The organism is Helicobacter bilis, assembly GCF_001999985.1.
Classification (GTDB): domain Bacteria; phylum Campylobacterota; class Campylobacteria; order Campylobacterales; family Helicobacteraceae; genus Helicobacter_A; species Helicobacter_A rappini.
Genome location: NZ_CP019645.1, coordinates 1,679,670 through 1,705,020 on the forward strand (window position 1 = coordinate 1,679,670; position 25,351 = coordinate 1,705,020).

The 25,351-nt window shown below is 33.6% G+C and carries 18 protein-coding genes; 10 read left to right on the plus strand and 8 right to left on the minus strand.

Translation table 11 applies throughout. The features are described from left to right. Window positions 1-12: 12 nt before the first annotated feature. The 5 genes from XJ32_RS07780 to abc-f all read right to left on the minus strand — a co-directional run bounded on the left by XJ32_RS07780 (window position 13) and on the right by abc-f (window position 7,223). Window positions 13-630, minus strand: a complete 618-nt coding sequence (locus tag XJ32_RS07780; RefSeq protein WP_004088188.1) for a hypothetical protein — start codon at window positions 628-630, stop codon at window positions 13-15. A 329-nt stretch (window positions 631-959) separates the two neighbouring features. After that, a complete protein-coding gene (locus tag XJ32_RS07785; protein WP_077388917.1) occupies window positions 960-2,789 on the minus strand; it encodes a protein phosphatase 2C domain-containing protein in 1,830 nt (609 codons plus the stop codon). 35 nt (window positions 2,790-2,824) lie between these two features. Beyond that, on the minus strand, window positions 2,825-3,493 hold the full coding sequence (locus tag XJ32_RS07790; protein ID WP_077388918.1) for a vWA domain-containing protein: 669 nt from the start codon (window positions 3,491-3,493) through the stop codon (window positions 2,825-2,827). Window positions 3,494-3,626: 133 nt separating this feature from the next. Beyond that, window positions 3,627-5,012 (minus strand): hypothetical protein, encoded by a 1,386-nt coding sequence (locus XJ32_RS07795; RefSeq protein ID WP_077388919.1) that lies wholly within the window; start codon window positions 5,010-5,012, stop codon window positions 3,627-3,629. Window positions 5,013-5,615: 603 nt separating this feature from the next. Then, window positions 5,616-7,223, minus strand: a complete 1,608-nt coding sequence (gene abc-f / locus XJ32_RS07800) for a ribosomal protection-like ABC-F family protein (RefSeq protein WP_077388920.1) — start codon at window positions 7,221-7,223, stop codon at window positions 5,616-5,618. A 138-nt stretch (window positions 7,224-7,361) separates the two neighbouring features. On the opposite strand from abc-f, the gene ccoG reads away from it, so the two are divergent. The 5 genes from ccoG to XJ32_RS07825 all read left to right on the plus strand — a co-directional run bounded on the left by ccoG (window position 7,362) and on the right by XJ32_RS07825 (window position 13,340). Next, a complete protein-coding gene (gene ccoG, locus XJ32_RS07805) occupies window positions 7,362-8,804 on the plus strand; it encodes a cytochrome c oxidase accessory protein CcoG (protein ID WP_077388921.1) in 1,443 nt (480 codons plus the stop codon). A gap of 52 nt (window positions 8,805-8,856) precedes the next feature. After that, a complete protein-coding gene (locus XJ32_RS07810; RefSeq protein WP_077388922.1) occupies window positions 8,857-9,879 on the plus strand; it encodes a dynamin family protein in 1,023 nt (340 codons plus the stop codon). Beyond that, on the plus strand, window positions 9,840-10,988 hold the full coding sequence (locus XJ32_RS07815) for a V-type ATP synthase subunit I domain-containing protein (RefSeq protein WP_077388923.1): 1,149 nt from the start codon (window positions 9,840-9,842) through the stop codon (window positions 10,986-10,988). Before XJ32_RS07810 ends, XJ32_RS07815 begins: the two co-directional genes overlap by 40 nt. 248 nt (window positions 10,989-11,236) lie before the next feature. Then, on the plus strand, window positions 11,237-12,700 hold the full coding sequence (locus XJ32_RS07820; RefSeq protein WP_077388924.1) for a LutB/LldF family L-lactate oxidation iron-sulfur protein: 1,464 nt from the start codon (window positions 11,237-11,239) through the stop codon (window positions 12,698-12,700). After that, window positions 12,693-13,340, plus strand: coding sequence for a LutC/YkgG family protein (locus XJ32_RS07825; protein WP_077388925.1), 648 nt, complete (start codon window positions 12,693-12,695; stop codon window positions 13,338-13,340). The genes XJ32_RS07820 and XJ32_RS07825 overlap by 8 nt, the downstream gene beginning before the upstream one ends. Window positions 13,341-13,561: 221 nt before the next feature. Here the strand turns inward: XJ32_RS07825 and XJ32_RS07830 are convergent, their stop codons facing one another. After that, a complete protein-coding gene (locus XJ32_RS07830; protein ID WP_077388926.1) occupies window positions 13,562-14,824 on the minus strand; it encodes a glucose-6-phosphate isomerase in 1,263 nt (420 codons plus the stop codon). Window positions 14,825-14,964: 140 nt separating this feature from the next. Between XJ32_RS07830 and XJ32_RS11945 the strand changes: the two genes are divergently transcribed. From XJ32_RS11945 to XJ32_RS07840, 3 genes are all read left to right on the plus strand, one after another. Then, window positions 14,965-15,171, plus strand: coding sequence for a hypothetical protein (locus XJ32_RS11945; protein WP_155761485.1), 207 nt, complete (start codon window positions 14,965-14,967; stop codon window positions 15,169-15,171). Between the two features lie 270 nt (window positions 15,172-15,441). Then, the gene (locus tag XJ32_RS07835; protein WP_155761486.1) at window positions 15,442-16,971 is read left to right on the plus strand and encodes a DUF805 domain-containing protein; all 1,530 of its coding nucleotides are present in this window, start codon (window positions 15,442-15,444) and stop codon (window positions 16,969-16,971) included. A gap of 133 nt (window positions 16,972-17,104) precedes the next feature. Further along, entirely contained in the window at window positions 17,105-20,287 is a 3,183-nt protein-coding gene (locus XJ32_RS07840) for a hypothetical protein (protein ID WP_077388928.1), read from the plus strand. Between the two features lie 118 nt (window positions 20,288-20,405). Here XJ32_RS07840 and XJ32_RS07845 read toward each other — a convergent pair whose 3' ends face one another. Further along, on the minus strand, window positions 20,406-21,983 hold the full coding sequence (locus XJ32_RS07845) for a glycosyltransferase family protein (protein ID WP_077388929.1): 1,578 nt from the start codon (window positions 21,981-21,983) through the stop codon (window positions 20,406-20,408). Between the two features lie 55 nt (window positions 21,984-22,038). Beyond that, window positions 22,039-23,103, minus strand: a complete 1,065-nt coding sequence (locus XJ32_RS07850; protein WP_020995534.1) for a glycosyltransferase family 2 protein — start codon at window positions 23,101-23,103, stop codon at window positions 22,039-22,041. A 214-nt stretch (window positions 23,104-23,317) separates the two neighbouring features. Here XJ32_RS07850 and mraY point away from each other — a divergent pair, with 214 nt between their 5' ends. Then, window positions 23,318-24,376 (plus strand): phospho-N-acetylmuramoyl-pentapeptide-transferase, encoded by a 1,059-nt coding sequence (gene mraY / locus XJ32_RS07855; RefSeq protein ID WP_077388930.1) that lies wholly within the window; start codon window positions 23,318-23,320, stop codon window positions 24,374-24,376. Between the two features lie 164 nt (window positions 24,377-24,540). Further along, window positions 24,541-25,269, plus strand: coding sequence for a hypothetical protein (locus XJ32_RS07860; protein ID WP_254422316.1), 729 nt, complete (start codon window positions 24,541-24,543; stop codon window positions 25,267-25,269). The last annotated feature ends 82 nt before the right edge of the window (window positions 25,270-25,351 follow it).

The window sequence follows — 25,351 nt, forward strand, 5'->3', positions numbered from 1 at the left end:
AACTTATAATCCCTAAAAAATCGCAAATTCCACAAGGAAATTATGCTCGATAGGCTGTATATTCAAAGCATTTGGTTGAAAAAAACTCGCACGATATAATAAATTTGCATTAATAACAAAGTATTTAAAAAGTCCAACACCCACTTCTACATAATACCCTGTTGTTTCGTTTAAAGATAGATTCTGTGCTTGAGTATTATTTTTTGCAAAGATTGCTCCACCGCCGATAATAAGCGAAAGAGGCTGTGGTGCATGACGAAAAAGGTTAGTCGTGCTACATGGGAAATGAAAATAAAGCTCCGTCCCAACAAGATGGCTTTTAATAATAGAATCATTAAACATGTATTTAACTCTTACGCCCATATCAAAAATATGATCAATGCCATCAAATGCGTTATAAAAACTCGATAGATAGTTCCACCCCACACTCCCACCGATATTATAGCCTGTGGAATTGCGATTGATACTTGTATTTGTGCCAATGTGAAATGATACAAGCTGCAATGGTCCCCCACCAAGCATACGCCAATCATAATTTCCACCATAATTTTGCGAAAATAAATAATTTGTATTTATAAACATGATAAATAAAACAACATGCAGATAATATTTAAGCATATTGCGAAACATTGCATTCCTTTTTATAGATTTTTTGCAAAGGATTCTATATTGTTTTTGTAAATTTAACATATATTGCTTTGTGGTTGCATAAGGGGGCATTTTGTTTCCAATGAGTAAGTTTCAAAGAAATTATTCTATGTTAAGTTTTATTTTATTTCCCATGCAAATACTTGCTTTTAGGCATTTTGCGGCAAATATAAAGTTTATTTTATAGTTTTCCTATATATCGTATAGACATGTTGTAATGTATCATGCGATAGATTTTTGTTTCACGATCTTTTAGTAATTCAAGTAGAGTGCCTTGTTAGTTTTCTACCAATATCGCAATACTACAATCATCAAAGCTTTTTTGCTCTTTTACTTTTTCTATAAGATTTTCTATATCTTGTTGTTTTTTTGACTTTATCTTGTCCTTCTCTTATTGCTAACATATGTTTTTGCAAAGATTCTATAAATTTATTCTCTCTTTTGCTATATAATCCCTCTGTGCTACCATCTGACATTAATACAAAAGCATGAATATCTTTTTCTTTTATATTTCCTTTTATAATCTTTAATGCTCTTTCTGCATGTTTTGTAGTTACAAAATATGTTTCATTTGCATGTTCTCCATTATCTGGATTTGAGATACATTTAAGTTCATTTCCATAAAGCCCACCAATAGCCCCATCACCTAAATGCCCTATAAGACATTGCTCTCCCTTAATCGCTGCAAACAGCAAGGTAGAGGCTAGGTCTTTTGGTGTACAAACGCTATTAGTAATCTCTTTTTTTATATTTTCTAAAAGAGATTCTAGATTTATTTCTATCTTTTTCTCCATATCCCTATTTTGCATGTTTATTTTATTTGCTATAAAATCCAAACATGTCCTTCTTGTATTCTCTAGTGAATCTAGCACATTTTGTAGCTCATTTATTTTAATACTATCTATATCACTCTCTTTGTAGAATCTCTCTTTAGAGTATTTTTTAATTTTCTCTATTTGTTCTTTTATCTCATTTTTCTTACTATTAAAAGCATTTTTAGCTTTGCTTAATTTTTGTTTTAAGTCATCATGATCTTTTATGTGTGATTGTAGTTTGCTTTTTTTACTCTCTTTATCTTTTATTGCTTTTTCTAGTAAATCTTGTTCTCTTTGTGCGGCTGCTTCATAGCATTGCATGAAGTTTTTAATGATAAGTTTAAACTCTTTCTTTGTTTTTAAAATATGATTATGTAATTCTCCCTGCTGTATCTCTAGCTCATCTTTTTGCTTTTTTAATTTCTCTTGCAGCTCTTTTGCGTGTTTATTTATATCTTTATATACTTGTTTTAATGTTTTAAGTATATCTTGTCCTATTTTCTCTAAGTCTTTTATAATGTTTGCAATCTTTTCTTGCTTGTCTGCTTTAATATCATTCATACTAGATTCTATTTTGCTTAATAATCCTTTTAGGCTTCCATTTTCTTGTGATATAGAATCTTGCATGTATTTACACAAAGATTCTATATCTTTAATACCACTTAATTCATCTTCTTTAGAGAAAAAATTTAGAAATTTCTTAAAAAATTTTTTTAAAGATTTTTTATGCTGTTTCTTTAGGATTTTAATATAAAAAATTCTTAAATTATTTATCCTTTCTTTATATTCCTGCCAATACTCTTCTATATCGGTTTGTAAATCCTTGCGATAAGAGTCATGTTCTCTTTTGCTTTTATCCTTGCGATTATGCAATTCTCTTATATCCTTATTTAATGAATCCACTTTGCATTCTAATTCTGCCTTATAATTAAAGTCAATATTACAACACACACTATTAAGATCATTTCGACCTTTTTCCAATAGTCTCTGAATCTCCTTATACGCCCCATCTTTTAGCTCATTTGTTCTAGTTTCACTCTCTTTTATAAGCTCATTATTAATGGATTCTAGAATCTCTTTTGCTACTACACTAGGCTCAGCTTCTGTATAATATCTACCGAAGTTATCTCTCATAAGATTTGCCACAACCCTGCTTGTTCTCTCTGCTCCATAGTGAGACAGCCTTGCACTTCCAGCACCATCACATAGTGTTATAATGCCAATATCAGAATCTATAAGGCTATATGCCCTATCTTGACATGGTGTCTTTGAGCCTACATGACTTCGCCCTTGTGTTTCATAGCAAATAGAGATAAATTCCTGCATATATTCTCCTTAAAATCTATTGCAATACAATGCTTTTATAGTGTTCCCCAACCACTTGTATCAGGCAATTTAATTTCTTCGCCCGGCTTTGAATGCGAAGTGATCGCTACACTTTGTGATAACCATTGAAAAAACTCTGGGAAATTTAATCCTTTTAGCATTATGGGTGCTCGTTTTGGCGAAAAATGCTTTAATACTTCCAAATTGCATCCATCTACACCAATTGCAAACACGGTAAGCTTTTTGTTGTTAGCCAAATCGCTTGCCCTTTGTGCAGCATTTGTATAATTATCTGTTGGTGCTCCATCTGTGATTAAAACAAGCCAAGGTTGAAAATATTCAACACCATTGTCTTGATATTCCTTTTTTCTACCTTCCAATAAATCCAAAGCCATAGTTACAGCACTTCCCATAGGCGTATTTCCACCTGAAGAAAAGCTAGGCGGCATCTCTTCTGCTATACTTTGAAAATCTTGCCTACATTCTACACCATTATATCCAAATGTAACGATACATACATCAGCGGATTGTTTTGCCACAACATCATTGTTGATTGCTTCATAAAATAGCTTAACACCCTCATTTAACTGCATAATGGGACTGCCGCCCATAGAGCTACTTGTATCAAGGCATAGACACACAGGCACTCTTTTTGTGGGATTATCTGCCAACTCATTAACGATTTCTTCATTTAAATCACTCATGCTAACTCCTACATTAAAATATTGCGGCTTAAACCGCTAAAATTTGGATTTAATAAATTTTAATTCACTTAAATATAACAAACAATTCCCTATCAATAAATCCAAAGTTTAACACTTTAAGCAATACAGGCAATTATAAACTCTTGTGAAATTTTTCAAAATGCTTTAACCATATTTCTGGTTTTAAAATATTTTTTTCATCTGCATATTTTCCACCTTTTTGAAAAGTTTGATAAAAACACTCCTGCAGTGTCTGGTCTAGCTTTTCCCAATACTCCTGCCCTTTATCTGGGGCTTTCCCACTATTGCCACCGACAATGTATGGGAATCTCATTTCTTTTTGAGATTTATCCCTATCACTACCCTTGCAATCATAGGGGTATCTACCTACATGTGCGAGTAGAAATAGAAATACTGCAATCGCATAATATTCATCTGCTAAATTTCGCATAAATTTATTCATGTTTTTACCTCTGTGGGATGGGTGCAAAAATGCCTCTGTTGTTACAGGGCAGGGAAATTTATCTATTTGAAAGCTATCGCAATCTATAAGTGAAATATTATTGTCCGTGTCAAAAAGCACATTATTAGGATTAATATCCCCAATAATAATGTCTTTTTCATGTAGTTTTATGTTTAACTTCAAAAAATTAATACACATTTCAATTAAATCTTTATAGTTGCAGTTTGGGTAATGCTTATTTCTCTCCTTGCTACCACCTAAAATATATTGTATTGGCTTACCTTTTGCCCTATTCATTAAAAACCCAATCCACTCATTATTGTTATTATATAGCGTTTTTAGTGGTAGATATATATGTTGCTTGGAATATTCATCAAGCTTTACTTCTTCAAACTTTTTTAGTTTTTGTTGTGTGTATTTTGGGACTTTTAATTGATCTTTGTTGTGTTCATCTGTTTTATAAATCTTTGCTAAATAGTTAGAATCTGTTTCATATACAATGCCTTCCCCACCTTTTGCTAATTCTTTTGTAAGCTTTATGGCGACCGGTTTGTTCTTGTCTTTATAATGTATTGTTTCATTAAGTGCCGGAATGTTCCCCTTTATTTTTATTTTGTCTGTATTTAGTTTTTTTGTTTGTGTTCTATGTGTTTGCGATTTAGTTTTGCCTTTATTAAAGAAACTAAAATCCTTTTTGCCGAAAAATACCGCCGTCTTTTTACGCCTTAATACTTGATTACCCGTTATAATATCGCCAACTATGACTAAAATCTTTTTGTTTTTATTTGCAAGTATGGCTTCATTTATAGTATTATATTCTTGACTAACTACAATGTATTTTTGTATTCCAAAATATTTTTTGTAGATTCTAGGATCTCCTTGTAATTTTTCAAATATGCTATATGGTAAATAAATTCTCTTTTTGAGTTTTTTCAAAATTGGTTCTAAAACCAAATCATACTCATTATCAAAGGATATTTTGGCAAGTGAATATCCATCAATAAGCAATAAATCATGCTGAATAAAAAGTGATTCTAAGTCGAGTTTCTGAGACATGATGTAACCAAATAAAAACCAAGATAGTTTAAATAAACTTAATTAATCTCAGGATTCTACAAAAAAAAACAACAAGTCAAGTATTTCAAAATAGTCAAATTCCATATTATTTTTTGTGGCTTATCTTTGGTATTTTTATTTATAGGGAAAAACTGAAATTAAATTATATAATTATTAGTAAGCTAGTGTTATTAATGGTGGTAAAAAATTGAATTGTAGTATATAGATACATATGGGTAGCTTGCTGAAAATTCTTAATGTAAAGTTTTGTAAGTGTTTGGGAGTGAAACTTAATCACTATTTACATTTATAAGGCGATTTTCAAGCTATCCTTTAAAAAAATTCTGATAATCTTAACGCTTGTCATAAAAATAAGAAGCCTAGATCTATTCGTGTACCTGTGTTGTTTCTCTAGTTTGGGGGGCTTGGTTATTGCGTATTGATCAATATTAGCTAATTCTCATGAAAAAGTATTCATGCACCAAAAATTGTCTAACCAAGACTCTTGCAGAGTTTTTCTTCATACTTTTTCTAGAAACTATATAATACGCTACTATTTCCCCATATATTATCAAGAGATACTAGTTTCTATCAACAAATATTTTACTTCTTCGTTTCCAAATACTCTTCATAGCTGCCGCGGAAGTCAATCATTTTTGTGCCACCATTTTTAGAATCAATAACAAGTTCTATGATTCTATTCGCATATGCACCGATGAGTTCTCTATCATGACTTACACATATTACACCGCCTACATAGTTATAAAGGGCTTCGCCTAATGCAATGATGGCTTCTAGGTCAAGGTGGTTTGTCGGCTCATCTAAGAGTAAAAAATTGCTTTTAGCAAGCATGAGTTTTGACAGCATGATTCTATGTTTTTCACCACCACTTAATGCCCCCACGCTTTTTTCTTGCTCTTCGCCATTAAATAGCATTCGCCCAAGTGATGTCCTAATCTCATTAGAATCTACACTTTTATCAAATGCCCTTAGCCATTCATATAGCGTTTCTTCGCCTTTGATAATCTCGCTTGTATCCTGCGGGAAGTAGCCCATTTCAATAGTCGCTCCCCATTTTACTACGCCGCTATTTTGCTGTAATTGCTCTGCTAGAATCTTACAAAGTGTGGTTTTGCCAACGCCATTTGCACCGATTAATGCGATTTTATCACCGGGCAAGACATTGAGATCTAGATTCTGAAATATTACTAAGTCGCCATAAGAGTGGCTAAGATTCTCAACATTTAACACTTCATTGCCTATATTTCTTTTAATTTTAAAAGCAATGCTTGGGTCTCTTCTGCTTGATATTTGCAAGGCTTCAAGGTTTAGTTTATCAAGCTGTTTTTGCCTTGAAGTTGCCTGTTTTGCCTTACTTGCATTTGCACCAAAGCGGCGGATAAAGTCTTCTAACTCCGCTTTTTCCTTTAGCTTTTTATTTCTCTCCATTTCCTGCTGCTTTGCGATTAATGTGCTTGCGATATACCAATCATCATAATTACCGCTAAATTCTCTCAGTGTTTTAAAATCAAGGTCTAAAATATGCGTGCAAACCGCATTTAAAAAGTGCCTATCATGGCTAATAACTACAAGTGTGCCCTCATGTCTTCTAAGATTTTCTTCAAGCCATGCAATAGCACTTAAATCAAGGTTATTTGTCGGCTCATCAAGCAGTAATACATCTGGCTTTGGAAATAAAACTTGTGCTAATAGAATCTTAAATTTATCCCCGCCTGTGAGTGTTTTCATTAATTCATTATGTGTATTTGCTGGGAATCCTAAGTCCTCTAGAATCTTTTCAATCACAACTTCACATTCATACATAGGATCTTCTTCCACGCAAATCATCTCAAGCTCACCTAAACGAGAATTGATTTTATCATCGCTTAAATCCGCTGTTGCATACAGATTCTCTTTCTCTTTTACCGCGTCATATAGCCTTTTATTGCCAATCAGCACAGCATCTTTCAAGCTTAAATCTTCAAATGCGTATTGATTTTGACTTAACACACCAAGACGCAAACCGCTATTTAGCACAATATCGCCACTACTTGCCTCTATCTCACCACTTAGAATCTTAAGAAAAGTCGATTTACCTGCACCATTTGCCCCAATAAGCCCATATCTCTTTCCACTATCAAGCTTTATATTTATATTTTCAAATAATGTTTTTGTTGCATAGCGCATACTCACATTTATTGCTTGTAACATAGCATTCCTTAGTATTAATTTTAAATAAAGTTACAAAATTTAACACTTTAATGTAATTTTAACATTAAAATATGTATAATCATCAAATTAACCCGAAACTTTGATTCTAGCTATCAAAGACTACTTAAAGGATTGATTATGCAAGCCGCTTCAGATTCTAATACACAAAAAAATGGTGCTAAGATTGAAAACTTTCGCAGAAAGCGACATATAGGCTACATTATACTCACAATCGTGCTTTTAGTCGTCCCTTTCATTCGTATCGGGGAAGCACAAAATCATATCTTTTTGCTCTCTTTTGACCATAAGGTATTGCATGTGCTAGGCATTGAGTATAGCATACAAGAATTTTATGTTATGACTTTTATGCTTATGATGCTTTTTGTTGGTATCTTTTTTATGACCGTTATGGCGGGGAGATTTTGGTGTGGTTGGGGCTGTCCGCAGACTATTTTCCGCTCTGTGTATCGTGATATTATTCAAACTCAACTACTTGGATTAAGAAAGAAAATATCAAATAAGCAAGAAGTCTTAAAGCTTGACACACCGATGAAAAAGTTTAAATATGTGCTAGGCATTGTGCTTTTTGCATGTATTGCCCTTATTGCTACTGCTGACTTTTTATTCTTTTTTGTTCCGCCAGAAGATTTTTTTGTATATGCTAGAGATTTTGAAGAACATAGAGTTTTACTTGGATTTTGGCTTGTTGTTGCTTCATTTATGACGATTGAGGTCTGCTTTATCGCTGAAAAATTCTGTATCTATATGTGTCCTTATGCAAGAGTGCAGTCAGTCTTTTTTGATAACGATACGCTTATGTCTATCTATGATACAAAAAGAGGGGGATTGTTATATAACCCAAATGGCAGTGCAATAGGCATTGCACCTAAAAAGCAAGACCCACATAATGAATGCACGAATTGTCAAAGTTGTGTGAAAGTGTGTCCAACGCATATTGATATTAGAAAAGGCACACAGCTTGAATGTATCCATTGCTTAGAATGCGTTGATGCGTGTTCTGCTGTTATGGCGAAGTTTAATCTACCAAGCCTTGTTACTTGGAGTTCACCAAATGCTATGGAGAAAAAGACAAAGCCAAGACTTTTAAGGGCTAAAACTATTGCATATATGGTGATATTGACACTTATATTTGGATTGCTTATTTTTGTGGGTAAATCTCATAAGAGTATGCTATTAAATATCACAAGAGCATCAGAGCTTTATATCGTGCGAGAGAGTGGTGCGATTGATAATGTATATAAGTTTGTCGTGCAGAATATTGATAGAGAGCCACATACTTTTGCTTTTGAAGTAGATGGTGATATGGCAGATAAGTTTGAGATTATCATGCCAGATTATAAGGATAAAAAGGAATTTTTAATAGAGCCAAATGATGCGAAATTCCTTGTTGTTATATTGCGTGCAAAGGGCGATTATAATGATTCGATAGATACGGACAAAAACATGCCGCTTACAATTAAATCTTATGCAACTGATAATAAAGAAGGCATTAATATTAAATACAACACATTCTTTATGTATCCAAGCAAAGCTATTATTGAGAAGAAGTTGCATAAATAACTTTTAGTTTATGGTGCAGCATGAATAGATTCTATACAACAAAGAGCTATTCATGCATAAGAATCTTAAATCTTCACTAAAAGATTTAAGCGATACTGAAAGATTGATGAAAATAGGCATTGTAGGACGCGTAAAAGCTGGTAAAAGCTCTCTTTTAAACGCAATCGCTTTTAATGGGAAAAATGTATTACCAAAAGCAGCTACACCCATGACTGCGGCATTAACAGAGATAGGCTATGGAGAAAAGTTTGCTATTGAAGTGGATTTTTTCACAAAAGAAGATATTGCTAATATTAAAAAAGATTCTGAACTTTATGAAACAGAGTTTAAAAGAATTACACAGGAAAAAATAGAAAACTTAAAGAAGAATAAAAAATATGCGAGTAAGAGTGAAGCAGAACTCTTGCAAGACGCACAAAGAAGAACGACAAGTGAGCTTTCAGAATCTCGCATGGCTGCAAGTAAAGATCAATATGATAGGATAAGAAAATCTGGCATTGATATAAATAGCTTAGATTCTCATAAACAAGTTATATTTGATAGTTTAGAGGATTTACAAAAATCTTTAGAAGAGTATGTTGGCTCTAGTGGTAAATATATGCCTTTCACTCGCAATGTTAAAATCAAGTTTCAAACAGATAGCTTTAAAGATGTAAATATTATAGACACGCCCGGAGTAAATGATCCCGTAGTATCAAGAGAGCAGAGAACAAGAGATGAGCTAGGCAAATGTGATGTGATATTTATCGTATCGCCTGCTGGGCAGTTTATGAGTAACGAAGACTTGGACTTAATGGATAGAATCACGCATAAAAATGGCATAAGAGAGCTTTATGCGGTCGCCTCAAAAGTTGATACACAACTTATGGGTAGCATAAAAAGTGATGCAAATGGTGATTTTAAAGTGGCACTAAATCGTGTTAGAAGCGTATTAGCAGGTGAAATGGTAAAAAGAATAGATGGGTTAAAAAAGAGTAACCCAGAAGTAGGCGATGCCTATGATAGTCTATTACAAAATGGCGATGAAAGCGTAATATGCACCTCTGGTATCTCTACAAGCATAAAGAAAACTTAGATGATGAAAGCAAACTTGATGAGATAGAAGCACATACAATAAAGCTTTTAAGGACAAATTATCCCGAAGAATTTAATAGCGATAGAAGCAAAACAGAAGCAAACTTAGATGAGTTAGCAAAAATTGCTGAATTAAAAACGATTCTAGATAAGGTAGCAGGGCGAAAAAATGAAATCATGCAGCAAAAAGTGCAGGATTTCAGCAAACAAAAAGCAGAAATTGTAGATAAATATCTACAAGATTTAGTGAAGTATGTCGGTGAACTAAAAAGTGAGCTAGAAAGCACAGATATAAAAGAGCTAGAAGAACAAAGAAAGCAAATACAAAATACAAAAGAAACAGCGAGTATGGATGTAAATCTAGCCTATCAAAATACCCTTAGCTATTTTGAAAGAGATTTAAAAGATAGCCTTATTAATAAACTCAATGCAAAATATAGAGAGGCAACAGGCGATGTGGATAATGCTGAAAGCGTGGAAACCAAAACAGAAACTTATGAGGTTAGCACATCTAAGTGGTATAATCCTTTTAGTTGGGGTAGCACCAAAACAGAAACCGAAACATATTCTGTAACAACAATTAGAACAGGTGCTGTAAAAAGTGCGTTGAGTAATTTGATAGAAAATATAGAACAAGAAATTAGAGATAGTAATTTTAATGCTATGCAAAGCTTTAAAGATAAAGTGCCAAAAGAGATTATCCCAGCATTAAGAAAATCCATTATTGATAATGGTGGTGATGAAACAAGTATTAATATCAATCGTTTGCGATATATCTTGCAAAGCATAGTAAATTCTATAGACCTGCCAGATATATCCTATACAAACCACAGACTACCAGAAGGAAGTGGGACACTAGAGGGATGGGCAGCAGAATCCTTTATGGAAGAAGCAAAAAATTTCATTGCTACACTCAAAAATGAAGTAAAAGAAGATATTACAAAACACGCAAATCGTATTTTACAAACATTAAAAAAAGTGGAGTTAGGTAATGAACTCTTTAGCGAATATGATAAGCAGCTAGAACAGCTTAAAAATGATATAGAAAACAAAACACAAGCAATAACAGAGCTTCAAACCATCACAAAAGAGCTATCAGCAATCCGCTAAGATTATCCACACTTGAAATCTATGTATATTCAAGATGTGGCAAACTGCATTGTAGAATCTATGAGATTAATTGAAATCTAGCTTCTACAAACATGATAAATCACAACATAAACTTTACCAATTTTCCTTATTTTATATTTCACATTCATAAAATCATGCAAATAAAAAGAAAAATCATAGAATGTCGCTAGAATGTTTATACAAAACGATTCTAATTTTAAGATTCTAATATAAAGAGAGGTTATGTGATGAGTGCAAATACATATCATTCACCAACAGACTATCATGATTCTATCGTTACGCATTTGAGTGATTCTCAATTACGCACGAATCTCAAGTCATCAATGGACGCTTTAAAGGCAAATAGAAAAAGGCTAATTGCTAGTCGCTATTATGATTGGGAGGGTTTGCGTGAGCTTGGCAGACAAATCAAGCAAAGAGCGTTAAGTAATCTACCCGAGCTTTTAGAAAGGTTTGAATCTAATGCTACAAAGCAAGGCATAAAAGTGCATTGGGCTAAAGATTCTAAAGAAGCAAATGAGATTATCTATAATCTTGCAAAAGAGAAAAATGTAGATACTATCCTTAAGGGTAAATCTATGGCAAGTGAAGAGATACATTTAAACGCGTTTTTGAAAGAAAAGGGTGTAAAAGCAGTAGAGACTGATCTAGGTGAGCTTATAATCCAGCTTATAGATGAGACACCGGTGCATATAGTAGTCCCTGCAATCCATAAAAATCGCAATCAAATAGGAAAGATTTTTGAAGAGAATCTTAAAGTAAGCTTTACAAATGTCCCAGAAGAGCTAAATGGCATAGCAAGAGTGCATTTGAGAAATCAGTTTCAAAGTTTTAAAATGGGCTTAACAGGTGTGAATTTCGCCATTGCAAATGAGGGGGCTATTTGGCTACTTGAGAATGAGGGCAATGGGCGTATGAGCTCTAGTGCATGTGATATACATGTAGCCATTTGTGGTATTGAAAAGATTGTAGAAAGCTTTGAAGATGCGTGTGTGCTAGATACTCTGCTTGTGCCTTCTGCCACTGGAGCACCCATTACTTGCTACAACAATATTATCTCAAGCCCACGAAAAGAAAACGAGCTTGATGGACCAAAAGAAGTGCATATCATTATGCTTGATAACAATCGATCAAAAATGCTAGCCGAGCCTCATTTTCATAAAGCCCTAAGCTGTATCCGCTGCGGGACTTGTCTTAATCACTGCCCAGTGTATGATAAAATCGGGGGACATTCCTACCTTGTAACCTATCCCGGACCTATTGGCGAAGTCATTTCGCCACAGATTTTTGGGCTAAATAATTGCGGCTATATGACAAATTTATGCAGTCTTTGTGGGCGTTGCAGTGAGAAATGCCCCGTTAAGATTCCATTAGCTGAACTCATACGCGATTTACGCAGTGAGAGAGTAGGACAAGGGCGTATGAAAATAGCGGGCTATCATGAGACACAAAGAGATGTTAAAGAGCAAAAAATGATGCAGCAGTTTAGCAAAGCAGCGACTAATGGCTTTAAATGGCGTATGGCTTTCAAAATGATACATATTTTCTCACCATTATTGCGATATGTAGCACCTTTTTCATTCGTGCAGAAAAGTATGCTTGGCAAATGGCTACAAAACCATGAGTTGCCAACACTAAATGGGAATCTCCATGCAAAAGTAAAGAAAATGAAAGGAGTAATCTATGAGTAGAGATAGCATTTTACAAGCAGTGAGAGAAGCAACTCGCACAAATCCTATACAATCAGTTAAGCCCACACATTTTGACACAATGATATATGATAGAGAGAATCTACTCTCTGTCTATACGCAGTATCAAAAGGCAAATATGGCACACCTCATAACTACGACAAAAGATTCTCTAGTAAATAGCATTAATGAGATTATTAAAGAATGCGATATTAAAGAATTGCTTTGTGCGAAAAATATCGCAAATATGAAAGATTCTATTATGCAGTCTTTACAGACACAAACCCTGCTGTATGATACAAGCGTAGATTCTATGCGTGATAAGCTTTTTAGCATTGAAGCAAGTATTCTGCACGCTCAAGTAGGCGTAGCAAATTTGGGTATAGTGGGACTTGGGACAAATGAGTGTAATCCTAGATTAGCTTCTCTTGTGGTGAAAACTTGCATTATTTTATTGCATAAAGAAACTATTGTGCCAAATCTTTTTTCTGCATTTAAGATACTAAAGACTAGCGGACAAGATTCTAATCTACCAACAAATATTGTATTTCTAGCAGGACCTAGCAGGACAGCTGATATTGAGTTACAAACCGTTTTTGGTGTGCATGGACCACAGAATGTTTATGTTGTGTTGTATGAGTAAAATCTAAAGTGTTTGGAGATTTTTTTACATGTTGGTTGCCATTTTAGTGTAATATAGTCTATTTGTATGTATATTTTTATAGTAAAAGTGCTTCAAAGTAAAATTGCTGTGATCCCAACACACAAAGATTCTAAAAGTTTGCAACAAGACATAGTGTAAGCATTCTATAATTAAGTGCATAAAGTTTTTTAATAATTTACTCTACAATAAACACCACTCAACTATTTAAGCATCTCGCACAAAAGCTTTTTACCCCTTTCAACTGCGGGTTGATTATAGGTTTGTATGCCAAAAATGCAGCCAACAGCTGAAGTGAGCAGCTCATAATACATGATAAGACAGCCGATATTTTCTTCATTTAATAAATCAATCTCAATGCAGTCAATAGGCAAACCCTCATCTTGCAAAACACGCATTGTAGCCTTTTTTTGTGTCGCAAGTAGTTTAGCGAAAGAAATTGTATTTACAAAATCAGTTTGCTCTAATCCTTGCAATTTTATATCAGGTATCACAAGCTCATTATACCCCTCTTCTTTAATGCCTAAAAAAGTAATGGTTTTATCCTGCTTACCCTCTAAAATAAGCTGCAAAAATGAATGCTGGTCGATACTACCTATAAGGCTAATAGGCGTTAAGCCAATCTTTTTAGAATCCATATCAATCTTGCCTAAGCTCTCCCCCCATAGCTGCACATACCAAAGATTAAAATCTCTAAAAGAACTAGAATATGAAAACAAAATATTCATCGGTAAAGTATCATGATTTTTTGCCATAAATTGTGCTTTTTCTAATATATGCTCTTCCTCTCTTTTAAGAAAAGAGTCTTGCAAATCTCTTGCCCCTTTAAGTATAGAATCTACCTTATAGCCAAGCAGCATTAAAGGCAAGATTCCAACCGCACTAAGCACACTAAATCGCCCACCAATATTGCTTTCAATCCCAACGCTATACACGCCATTTTGCTTTGCCCATGTATCAAGTGGCGAGTTTGTATCTGTGATGATAAGTAGGCGATTTTTCACACAAGATTCCAAAAGATTATACCGCCAAATGCAATATTTCATCAAAGAAGTAGTCTCAATCGTCATGCCAGACTTTGAAATCACGATAAAAAGCGTGGTGTGAAGTCGAATTTTTTTCAGTGATTTTTGTATCTTTAAGGGATCTGTATGTTCTAAAAACTTCACTGCGATATTATTTCTGTGTGGCAAGTGATAAAGCATTGTATCAATGGCTTTTAAGCCAAGTGAGCTTCCACCTATGCCAATGATTACAATATGCGTGAGATCCTTTAGCACCGCACTATTATGCTGCATATATGCAAGGGAATCTTGCAGGGCTTTTGTCTCATAGGGGAGATTATAGTAGCCGCTTTCTTGCTGCTTTTTTTCATTGAGTAATTTTGTAAAGATTTCATCTCTCTCACTCTTAGACTCGTCTGTATTTATAGCTAGATTCTTAAAGCCTAAATGAAACTTTACCATGATATTTCCTTGTGCTTACGAGATTTAAGATTTAAAACGCTATGATAAATCTTTTATTCTACAAAAAAAGTGTGAATATATAAAAACAGATTCTAAAGTTTTGTCAAAATGCACCAAATGGAATTAGAATCTAAGGCTTAGTGATTATCATAACTAAGCCTTTGGGTGAAGTATCTACCAATATGGAATCTAAAAAGATTCTAAACGAGATTTTTCGCCTTTTTTCAAAGGTTCAAAATGACAGATATAGAGATTTTTCACTAACGCTCAAAATGACAAAAAAGAGTCTCAAAACAACAATGTATCAATGTATTTTATCATACTCACTCTCCCGCTTGTCATACTAATCCTTTAGGCAAATATCTAAAAATCTAGAATCTACGAAAGATTCTAAAAAAGAATATTTCGCATTTTTAAAAAATTAAATATAACGATATGCAAATTCAAGATTCTATCCCTCATGGCAATAAGTAAGCAGAAGAATAACAAACACAAAAAGACTCTTTAACAAAGACATCAATACAGATTTAAACCATCAACAACACCCATCTAAGCTTCCTATAATCATATATGCGATATACTTCACTCTTTCAATATAAGTTTATAAAAGGTGTTTTGTGTTATATTTTAAAATCCTTAGCAGCATATCTGATTCCAATGTGTTTAGAATATCGAGAAAGGCATATTGGTTTATGGTTTTAGTTGAGTTGGCTATATATATTATGATAATAGTGTCATTTTTAGTATGGGCAAATTACATTGGCACTTATACATTGGCAGCAAAGTTAAAAAACTATATTGGATTCATACAATTCTGTGCTATGTTGTTGGGATTATTATACGCTTTTATGAGTATGGTAAGAGGAGCTATGAGAATACGCGATGTGGGATTTAGCGCTAAATACTACTATATTGGTTATTTGGTTGTTATAAGTCTAGCTTTCATTGATTTGATAGTTGAATTTAATCAAGAAGTAGCAATATTATTAAAACTTATTATTTTAGGCTTTAATATTGTGGTTTTTATATTTACACTCATGCCTACAGGTAAAGATGCAGAGCGATTTGGCACATTACCTACCTTTGAGAGTGGCTTTACTAAAGGGGCAATAACAACAGGCATTGCATTATGTCTTATCTTTTGTGTGATAATTGCAAAGCCCATGTATGCAAAAATGACACATATTACTGGCTGTCAAATCGAGGAAAATGGCAGGACAAAAAATCTTGGAGTGTTAGGATATGATTATAAATATTTTGGTGAGTTGGCAGAAGGTGAAGATATAATTTGGGATTTTCGGACTCATTTTAGAATGATGACAAATAGAGAAGGACTTAAATATGACTTTACCACAAGGATTATGATACCGCCATTTGAACGATTAGTGCCTAAGGATTTTTCCAATGGAATCTTGCGTTGTTACAACAATAATACGGACAATGAAAAATATATAGAAATACCACTCAAAGACCATAAGATTCATGGTGATGTTTGGATAAGTCAATATAAAGAGCCACTTATTGTGCCATTTACAGAAGGTAGGATTAGTGATGGGAGTATAACTATTTTTGATATATCAGGCGAACAAAAAGAGATACGACACTATAAAGATGGCAAACTTGATAAAATAAACTTTTTTACGGATATATACCATGACAGCTATGAAATAAACTTCATTGATGGTAAACCACATGGGATTGTAACCGCTATAAGCGGTGATGGAAATGTTTATTTGCATGGGTTAAGTTTTGGGATTTTGGGAAAGAACTGCTTTATGTTTAATGGATATTGCGTAACAAGACTAGAAATCAGGGGCAATAAGGAAACATTCTATAATAGAAATAATAAAAAGACAACAAGTTTGTACGAAGACCCACGAGATCCTATTAAAATTTATTATGATAAGTCTGGAAATATAAACCTTGTTAAAGAGTCTTTTTGGGGTATGCAAAAAGAGGTTTATTTTTATGATGGTAAGCCACGAGTAATGAAAAAGTATGATCGACATATCTTCTATGCAGGCTATATCTTTAGAGATGATGGTATAGAGGAATTTAAGGGTAATGGTAAGGAAGCAGAGAGGCAGTTTAATGACTATGTGCATCTTGTGTTAGGTATAGATTTAAGTGATATAGATGAGTTTTAGTTATTGTCGTTTTTAAAGAAAATAGAATCTAAAACATTGCCTTTTATTAGCTCTATGCTTTGATTACAAATATAAAATCTAATTTGCTATAATTCATTATGAAATTAAGACATAAGGCATGGAGTAAAAACTAATGGCTATATATGATGAAAATGCGATAATTACAACCGCAACAACATATTTCAATAACGCAAAAAGATACATTAGAAAGAAAGATATGCAAATCTATCATCGCACTAAAGCCTTAAGTAAAAGCGATATGGATTTTTTAGAGCAATTTATGCTGATACATATTAAAAACATAGAAAAAGGCTCAAAGATTCCGCAAAATTTTTACGCTTTTTTAGATAATTTCATACTCGATAATTTATTTATTAAACACTTTTTTTCAAGCTTTGAGATGCTTAGACTTATTTGCTATCGTTTTTCAATATTGCCAAGTCATGCACTATTAAAGGATACAAAAAAGGGCTGTGATAAGATTCTAACAAGCAATATAAAAAAATATAAGCCACATAAAAAAGCAAAGAATTTACTCTATGTTTTTACACCACTTCCAAACCTACAAAGCGATATAGAATCTTTTATAAACACTTGTTTAGACCTTTTCACACAAGATAAAGTAAATGGGCTTATTATAAATCCTTTAAATCTTATCTTAAACATAGATTTTAAAGATCAAACACAACGCATTACAGAGCTTAGTGCCAATCTGCAAACACTTTTAAATAACTCAAATGCAAAAATGCTTATCCTTGATAATGACTGCGAGAATCTTTTTGTGCTTTTAGCGAGTATAGAAAATGCGGTGAAAAACATTAGCTATCCTGTTGATATTACGCTAAGTTTGCCTAGCTATCATTTTATGTCATTGGAAGCCCTAGATTATATCGCCGAGCTAAGCAAAAAGCTATGTGCTCAAAATAAGGCAAAGCTATGTGTAAGACTAAAAGACTTAGACTATACCTATGATATTATGGAGTTTAAAGTCGCACATACCCGCTCTATTAATACGCATTTTACAAATAAGGCAAATGCTAGAAGTAATTTAATCGCTTTGATTACAAAATGCTTTCAATATAAAGAGATTCTAACCTGTCATATAACAAGCACAAATATGTTTATTATCGCCCTTGCAAAAAGCCTTGATATGCAAATACGCTTTGAGATAGAAGCAAGTCTTCACTATCCATTGTATAGAATCTTAGCTAAGCATGAAGCACAGCTATTTAGCACAAGCTATTTTACTACGCAATTTAGCGATATGATTGCTTTGAGATTAAAGGGGGTGCATACAAGTCTTAACTATGGCTTACTTGATTATATCTCAATGCTTTATAATAAACAAGAATGGGAGAAAAAGTCTAAAGCTTTCCTGCAAAGTCTAGCCCAGAGTAAAAAAGATGAGATTAAAAAAGAATATAGCCTTAATGCCCTAAAAGATTCTACGCTTTTAACTCAAACACAGCAATATAACTTTGAAACCTTTGACTATACGCTAAGAAAGCCTTTAGTATTATCTCAAATGATGCTTTTAGCAAATTTATCTAATAAAGATTCTAATACAGAATCTAGCAAAGATTCCATTGATACAAACAAGCAAATCTCATTTCTAAAAGACTTAGAAAACCTGCAAATATCTATGCCAAATACAAATAAGCTAGAAGATATTTTATACCTAAACGCACAAGATATGCACAGACTAAATATGCAAAGTATGAATAATGCCCCAGCTACATTTTCACTCTATGCAGAGAAAGAAAAAGAAGAATTAGCAAAAGCACAAAAAATGCAAGAAGAGATTCTGCAAAATAGAAGTAATATCATAACTTCTATCATCGGGCGATTAAAAGAATGCATACCAGCCCTTTTTGCAACACTTTGTGAGCTATATCCAAACACACCACAAAGCATTTATGAAGAGCAAGTCTATATGCTACTTGATAGCTTTAAATACTATGCTTACGCTTATAAGCAACTCCTGCAAGAGACAGAATCTGTCTTACTCATGCCGCTTGGAAATATCTTTATCCATACCAAAAAACTTGCTATACATGAGATTGGTGCAGTAATAGCAAGTAATATTATGATAGGCAATGTCTCATTCTTAGAAGATTCTATAATCGCTAGAATCTTTTATTATCTTTTCACGCCTATATTTGATTTCTGCCCGTTTTTATGTGTAATGGAGAGTAAAAGGGTAAGAGAGAAAGAATTTATAGATTATGAAATCATTACAAAACAAGATTTTATGAAATTACAGGCGAGTGAGAAAACAAGCAACTTTTTAGTATGGGATAAAGGCATTAGTGTTATATTTATCAGCTCATTTTATGACATACATGAAGCAGCAAAGGAAGTGCAGTATATGCGATTTAGCTTACACGCACAAATTCTAATCTATACAGATTCTTATATCTATGAGGTAGCAAAGCAGATTTTTATCCCCTCACAAGTTACACAAACAAGCCTTGCAGATTTAATCGCAAACCTGCCAGAAGACACTTCAAATTTTAGCCTTTTTACTTACAATAAAGCTGAAATGAATTATGCGACAAATAAGCTAAAGGTATCAATCTGTATTAATGGTGCGTATAAATCAAAGCTTGTATCAGGCACACCACGCACATTTTCACCGGGCTATTTGCAGCCCTTTGGTAGCAAACTCTTGCTTGGCAAACTCGTGCAGACAAGCCCTAATAGTGTGATTTTACATAATAGCTTGTATTCGGATATTATTGGTTGCTTTAGTGAGATTTTGAGTGCTGATGAGATTGAGTTTCTCTATAATCTTAATCACAATTACAGCCAATTTTTAAAGAATATCGCACGCACAGCAAGTCTTGATAATATCTATGAGACAAAAAAGCCATATAGCATGTGTGTGCGTGTGTATGAAAAAGATGATTTTTTCCATGTATGTGTGATTATGCTTATTAGCTTTTTACTCCAAATACAAACACGACTTAGCTTTACAAAAGAGTATTTTACACAAGATTCAAATACTAATATCACTAAAGACACACCCAAGAAACTTCAAAAAGCATTGAAAGAAAAATATATTGATTATTTTACACTTATATTTGAAGATGAAAAAGACTTTCGAGATTCTATTAACACTGATACTTTAGTGAGAATTTTGCAAGATGAGAGCGAGTTTGCCACAACAGAGACTTATGCCTATCTAAGCAAGAAAGGAATTATTGCCGAATACTCACTCCCCATACTCAATCGCCACTTAGAGCTTGAACGCTACCTTGCCACACAATACATACAAATAGAGCCAAATATACTTTTACAAACGCATGTGCGTTAGTCCTTGATGGTTTATTTTAGAATCTAAGATTAATTTAGTATATTAATTGCATAAAAAGATTCTATAAAATGCCTTTATAAAAAGCTATAAGCTTGATTTTAGCTAAGTTTTAATGGGGCTAGTTGGAACTTTTTTGATTCACTATCACGCTTTGCAACCCTCCTGCCTTCCAATATGCTTTGGAATCATATTGATCTAGTTTGCATTGACCTTCATCTGTTATAAGCTCAATGTGTCCATATTTTTCTATTATGCTAGATAGTTTCGTGCAGTCATCTAAAAATATCATGTCTTTATCCAAATAGGGCAGGATATTAGCATACATATACATGGCTTGCAATACAACGACTATCATTTGCTTATCATCTCTTGGCGGTTGGGATTCTGCGATATGGTAATTTATAAATTCAATTTTACTGCTATCTTTTGGTACTATTGCATACACACAATACATACCAAGTATGCCAATAAGAGTGTTACGCAAATATTTATTCACGCTATATGATTTTAAACTTGTATCAATCATATAAAGCCCAAATGGCAATAATAATAAAAATATAGGAAAGATTGACATAATATAACGCAAGGTTTTATAAGGGGCAACATAAATAACAGCATACGACCAAATAAACGCACAAACTCCAAAGAAAATAACAAATAAATCCTTCTTATAGCACAATCTTTTGCGATACAAGAGTGCCAAACATAATCCAAGCAGCATTATCCCTAAAATAATCCACGAAAGATTGAAGCTTAAGATATTGAAAAAAGTTTCAGTATTGTTTAGCAGATTCTCTTTTAAATATGTAAGGTTTAGCTTTTCACCTGCCTCCACTCCGCGAGAACCACGGAATCCACGAGAATATTTTGTATATAAAAGAAAACAAAATATAACAGCAGTAATAAGAGATAGTGGAAAAAATATTTGCCATTTTTTCTCCCTTGTAAAATACTTTAGCTCCCATAAACTAGCACATAAAAACACCAATAATACAAACGGCACAGCAAAATATCCACTTGATAACAGCAATGCACTCAAAAATCCAAATATAACATAATAACGCCATGAATTATACTTGCGATAATCTAGTTTTAATCTCTCAACTATGCAAACAAAGCCCAAACAAAATGCTAGAAATAGCATTTCCTGCAAAGCATAAGGTCGCATAAACAAGGTGTTGCCTATGCTTGCAGGATTTAGAAATGCAAGTGATAAAAAGAGGAAAACAAGCCATTCATTTTGTAATAATTTCGTAGCAATGCGATAAGCACAATAAAATCCAACAAGAAAAAATACGAGATTTAAACTTATGCCACGATAAAATATATGTTGTAAATTTGTATCTGTGTAGCCTATATGCCATAAACGCAATATAATGTAGTAGAGACTTGTATGTGGATCATCTCTATTGTTTTTCCATAATTTATATACATCTTGAAACGCACCTTTTATGCTAGGGTCATTCCATAACAACCCCTGCTTTGCAGAATCGCTACTAAATACCTTCTCTTCTTCAAAACGCTTACCCCAACCATATTGATTATATTCAGTCAATATGATTGATAGAATCTCATCAACATGCGCATCTTTTTTCTGTTCCAAAAAGTAGATTCTAATACCAAGTGAAAGAAGAAGGATAAGTAACCCCCCCCCCCCCATGAGTAACCATGACTTATTCACGACTGATTTTTGCATTGAATTGTCTCCATTAATTTCAAATCTTTTTATATCTCAATTGAGAATCTTTTGACTATGAGTCTTTCCTGCCATGTCGTTTGATGTATATTGGACGCCTTTTTACTTGCTCATAAATCCTAGCGATATATTCACCAATGATTCCAAGAATGATAAGCTGCATACCACCAATAAATACGATTAAAGCAACAAGCGAAGTCCAACCACGCACAACATTCCCAAAACACAAAGCACCAATAATAGCATACAAGCCGTAACCAAGACTAAATAAACTCATCACGAAACCAAGTATAAAAGCAATACGCAAAGGCATGGTGCTAAAGCTAATAAAGCCTTCAACACTATATTTAAAAAGCTTCCATAAACTCCAACCACTACTGCCTTGATGACGCGGAATATTCTCATATTCTAAGCCAATTTTTCTAAATCCCACCCATTCAAACATAGCCTTTGAGAATCTATGATATTCACTCATGGAAAGCAGGGCATTTACAACTTGCCTATCAAGCAGTCTGAAATCTCTCACACCAGATTCTAAATGCACTGATGAGATAAGATTATGCAATGTATAGAATCCTTCTGAAAGCCTTGATCTTATAAATCCTTCACCTGCACGATTAATGCGTCTAGCATAGATTATATCTGCTTCATTTTGCAACCATTTTTTAAACATTTGTGGCAATAAAAGCGGTGGGTCTTGTAAATCAGCGTCCATAATCACAACACAATCCCCACTACTCTCTTTAAGCCCTGCATACATAGCTGCTTCTTTGCCAAAATTGCGTGTAAAATCAATTACTTTTATTTCACAATTGTTTGGCGGCATAGTGAGATTATAGGGATTAGAATCTTGTGTTATAGACTGCTTAGATTCTATAATGTTTTCATTATGGACTGCCAAATCTTTGTCATTTGGGGAATAAGACTGCATAGCTTTTAAGGCAAGTAGCAATTCTATTGTATTATCCTTGCTACCATCATTTACAAAAATACACTCAAATGTGAGAGTAGTATTGCTGTGATCTTTAGAGATAGAATCCAAAATGCTAAAAATCTCTTTGCTAAAAGATTCTAAACTTTTTTGTTCGTTATAGCAAGGAACAACAAGCGAGAGTTTCATAATAAATCCTCAATGTGAATGAAATAGGGCGTATTATATCAAATTATTGTCAGTAATAACTTCGTATATTTATTGTTAATCAGATTGGCGACCCATTTACAATGTAAAAAATTTTAGAACAACAATTTAATCTTTTATAAAGAGAAAACACCACAAACACGCAGTAATATAGTAGAATTCCATTTTAACTTTTATCGACATATTAAGGAAGTTTATGTTTTATGAATTGCATGGAATCTTAAATATTACACTATTAAAATACATTACTTTTCGCTCTGGTTTAGCCTTTTTTATTGCCTTTTTGTTGAGTGTGTATTGTATGCCGTTTTTTATCGCATGGGCTAAGGCAAAAAAGGCTAGTCAGCCCATTTCATCATCTATAAAAGCACATGCAAATAAGAAAGACACGCCGACTATGGGTGGTTTAGTCTTTGTCTTTTCTGCGGTTATATCAAGTCTATTTTGTGCAAATCTTAGCAATTCTTATGTGCAAATCGGGCTTATTTGTCTCATTACTTTCATGCTTATTGGTGCAAGAGATGATTATATGAAGATTTCAGCAAAGAGTAATGCTGGAATGAGTTCAAGAGCAAAATTTTTGCTTTTAGCCTGTGTGGCTCTCATTTTAAGTGTATGGCTGTATATGTCTGGCTTAAGCACGGATTTTTACATTCCCATGCTTAAAAAGCCCTTAATTACTTTAGAATCTTATTTTATGATTGCTTTTTGGGTGATTGTATTTCTAGCGACTACAAATGCGGTGAATGTAACCGATGGACTCGATGGTTTAGCGACTATTCCTAGCATTTGTGCGCTTGCGTCGTTGAGTGTATTTGTGTATGTCGGCGGCAATGTCGAGATGGCAAAATATCTGCTTTGGCCCCATATCATAGATTCTGGTGAAGTTATGGTTTTAAGCCTTGCTATGATAGGTGCACTCTTTGGCTTTTTGTGGTATAACTGCCATCCCGCACAAGTCTTTATGGGCGATAGTGGGAGTTTAGCTTTGGGTGGCTTTATCGCATATTGTGCCATTGTGTCAAAGAATGAGATTCTATTAATCCTTATGGGGTCTATCTTTGTGATTGAGACTATTTCTGTGATTTTGCAAATTGGCAGCTATAAATTGCGACAAAAAAGAATCTTTTTAATGGCACCAATCCATCATCATTTTGAAGCAAAAGGCTGGGCGGAAAATAAAATCATCGTGCGATTTTGGATTATTGCTATTTTGTCAAACTTGATCGCACTCATTACCTTAAAGATTAGATAGGCTGGAAACTTTCCAGCATATCTATCGTGCGAGGCACAATGATTTGCAATCTTAAATTCTTAATCACGGCACATAAATAAACAGACTTAAAACATATAAACTTTTTAGATACTTAACAAAAGCGTTATACAATTACGCATTGCAAATTACAAAAAAGGAATATTATGAAGATATCTTATTTTATCTCACTAAGTCTGCTTGGATTAAGTCTCACTTCTCATAGCATGATGGCACAAGATTCTAGCAAGGTGGTCCAGAAGTTTTTAAAAGAAAATACAAAGCTAGATTTTAAGGTTATCTCTAACACACAAGAGCCATTAAAAGATGCTTCAGTTATCATTTTAGAATCTCCAAATAAAGAGAGGATGGCACTACTTGTAAGTAAAGATGGCAGCTATATGATACCTTTAGCAGAGGGCATTGCGACAAGTAATAGTGGTAGTGCTTTGCGTGCTAGTATTGATGGGGTGAATAAATATAATAAGGATATGAAAGATTCTAAAATATTAGCTTTATTTAAAAAGCATTCAAGTTCAGTCTTAAAGATAGAATCTACAAAGCCATCAAAAAACACCATATATATGGTTTTAGATACCACTTGCCCTTATTGTTTGCAAGAAATAGCACACCTTGATGACTATTTAAAAGATGCAAATCTTGAAGTATTAATGGTGGGTATATTAGGACAAAAAGCACAGAATAGAACTGCTGGATATTATCAAGAATTACAAAGCGTAAAAAACAGAGACCAAAAGATTGCGTTATTAAAAAAGGTATTTCGTGCTGATTATGCACCAAAGGTTGGTAACAATGATCTTGCGACACGCATTTCAGAAGAGAGCCTTGCTGCAGGTGTGCAGGGTGTGCCTTATATTATAAGGACAACAAAATAGTTGAAAGCTAATGCCTAAGTAGCGTAGTATGCTAGATTCTGTTTCTGTGGAATTAAGGCGGTTTTTATGAAATATACTATAC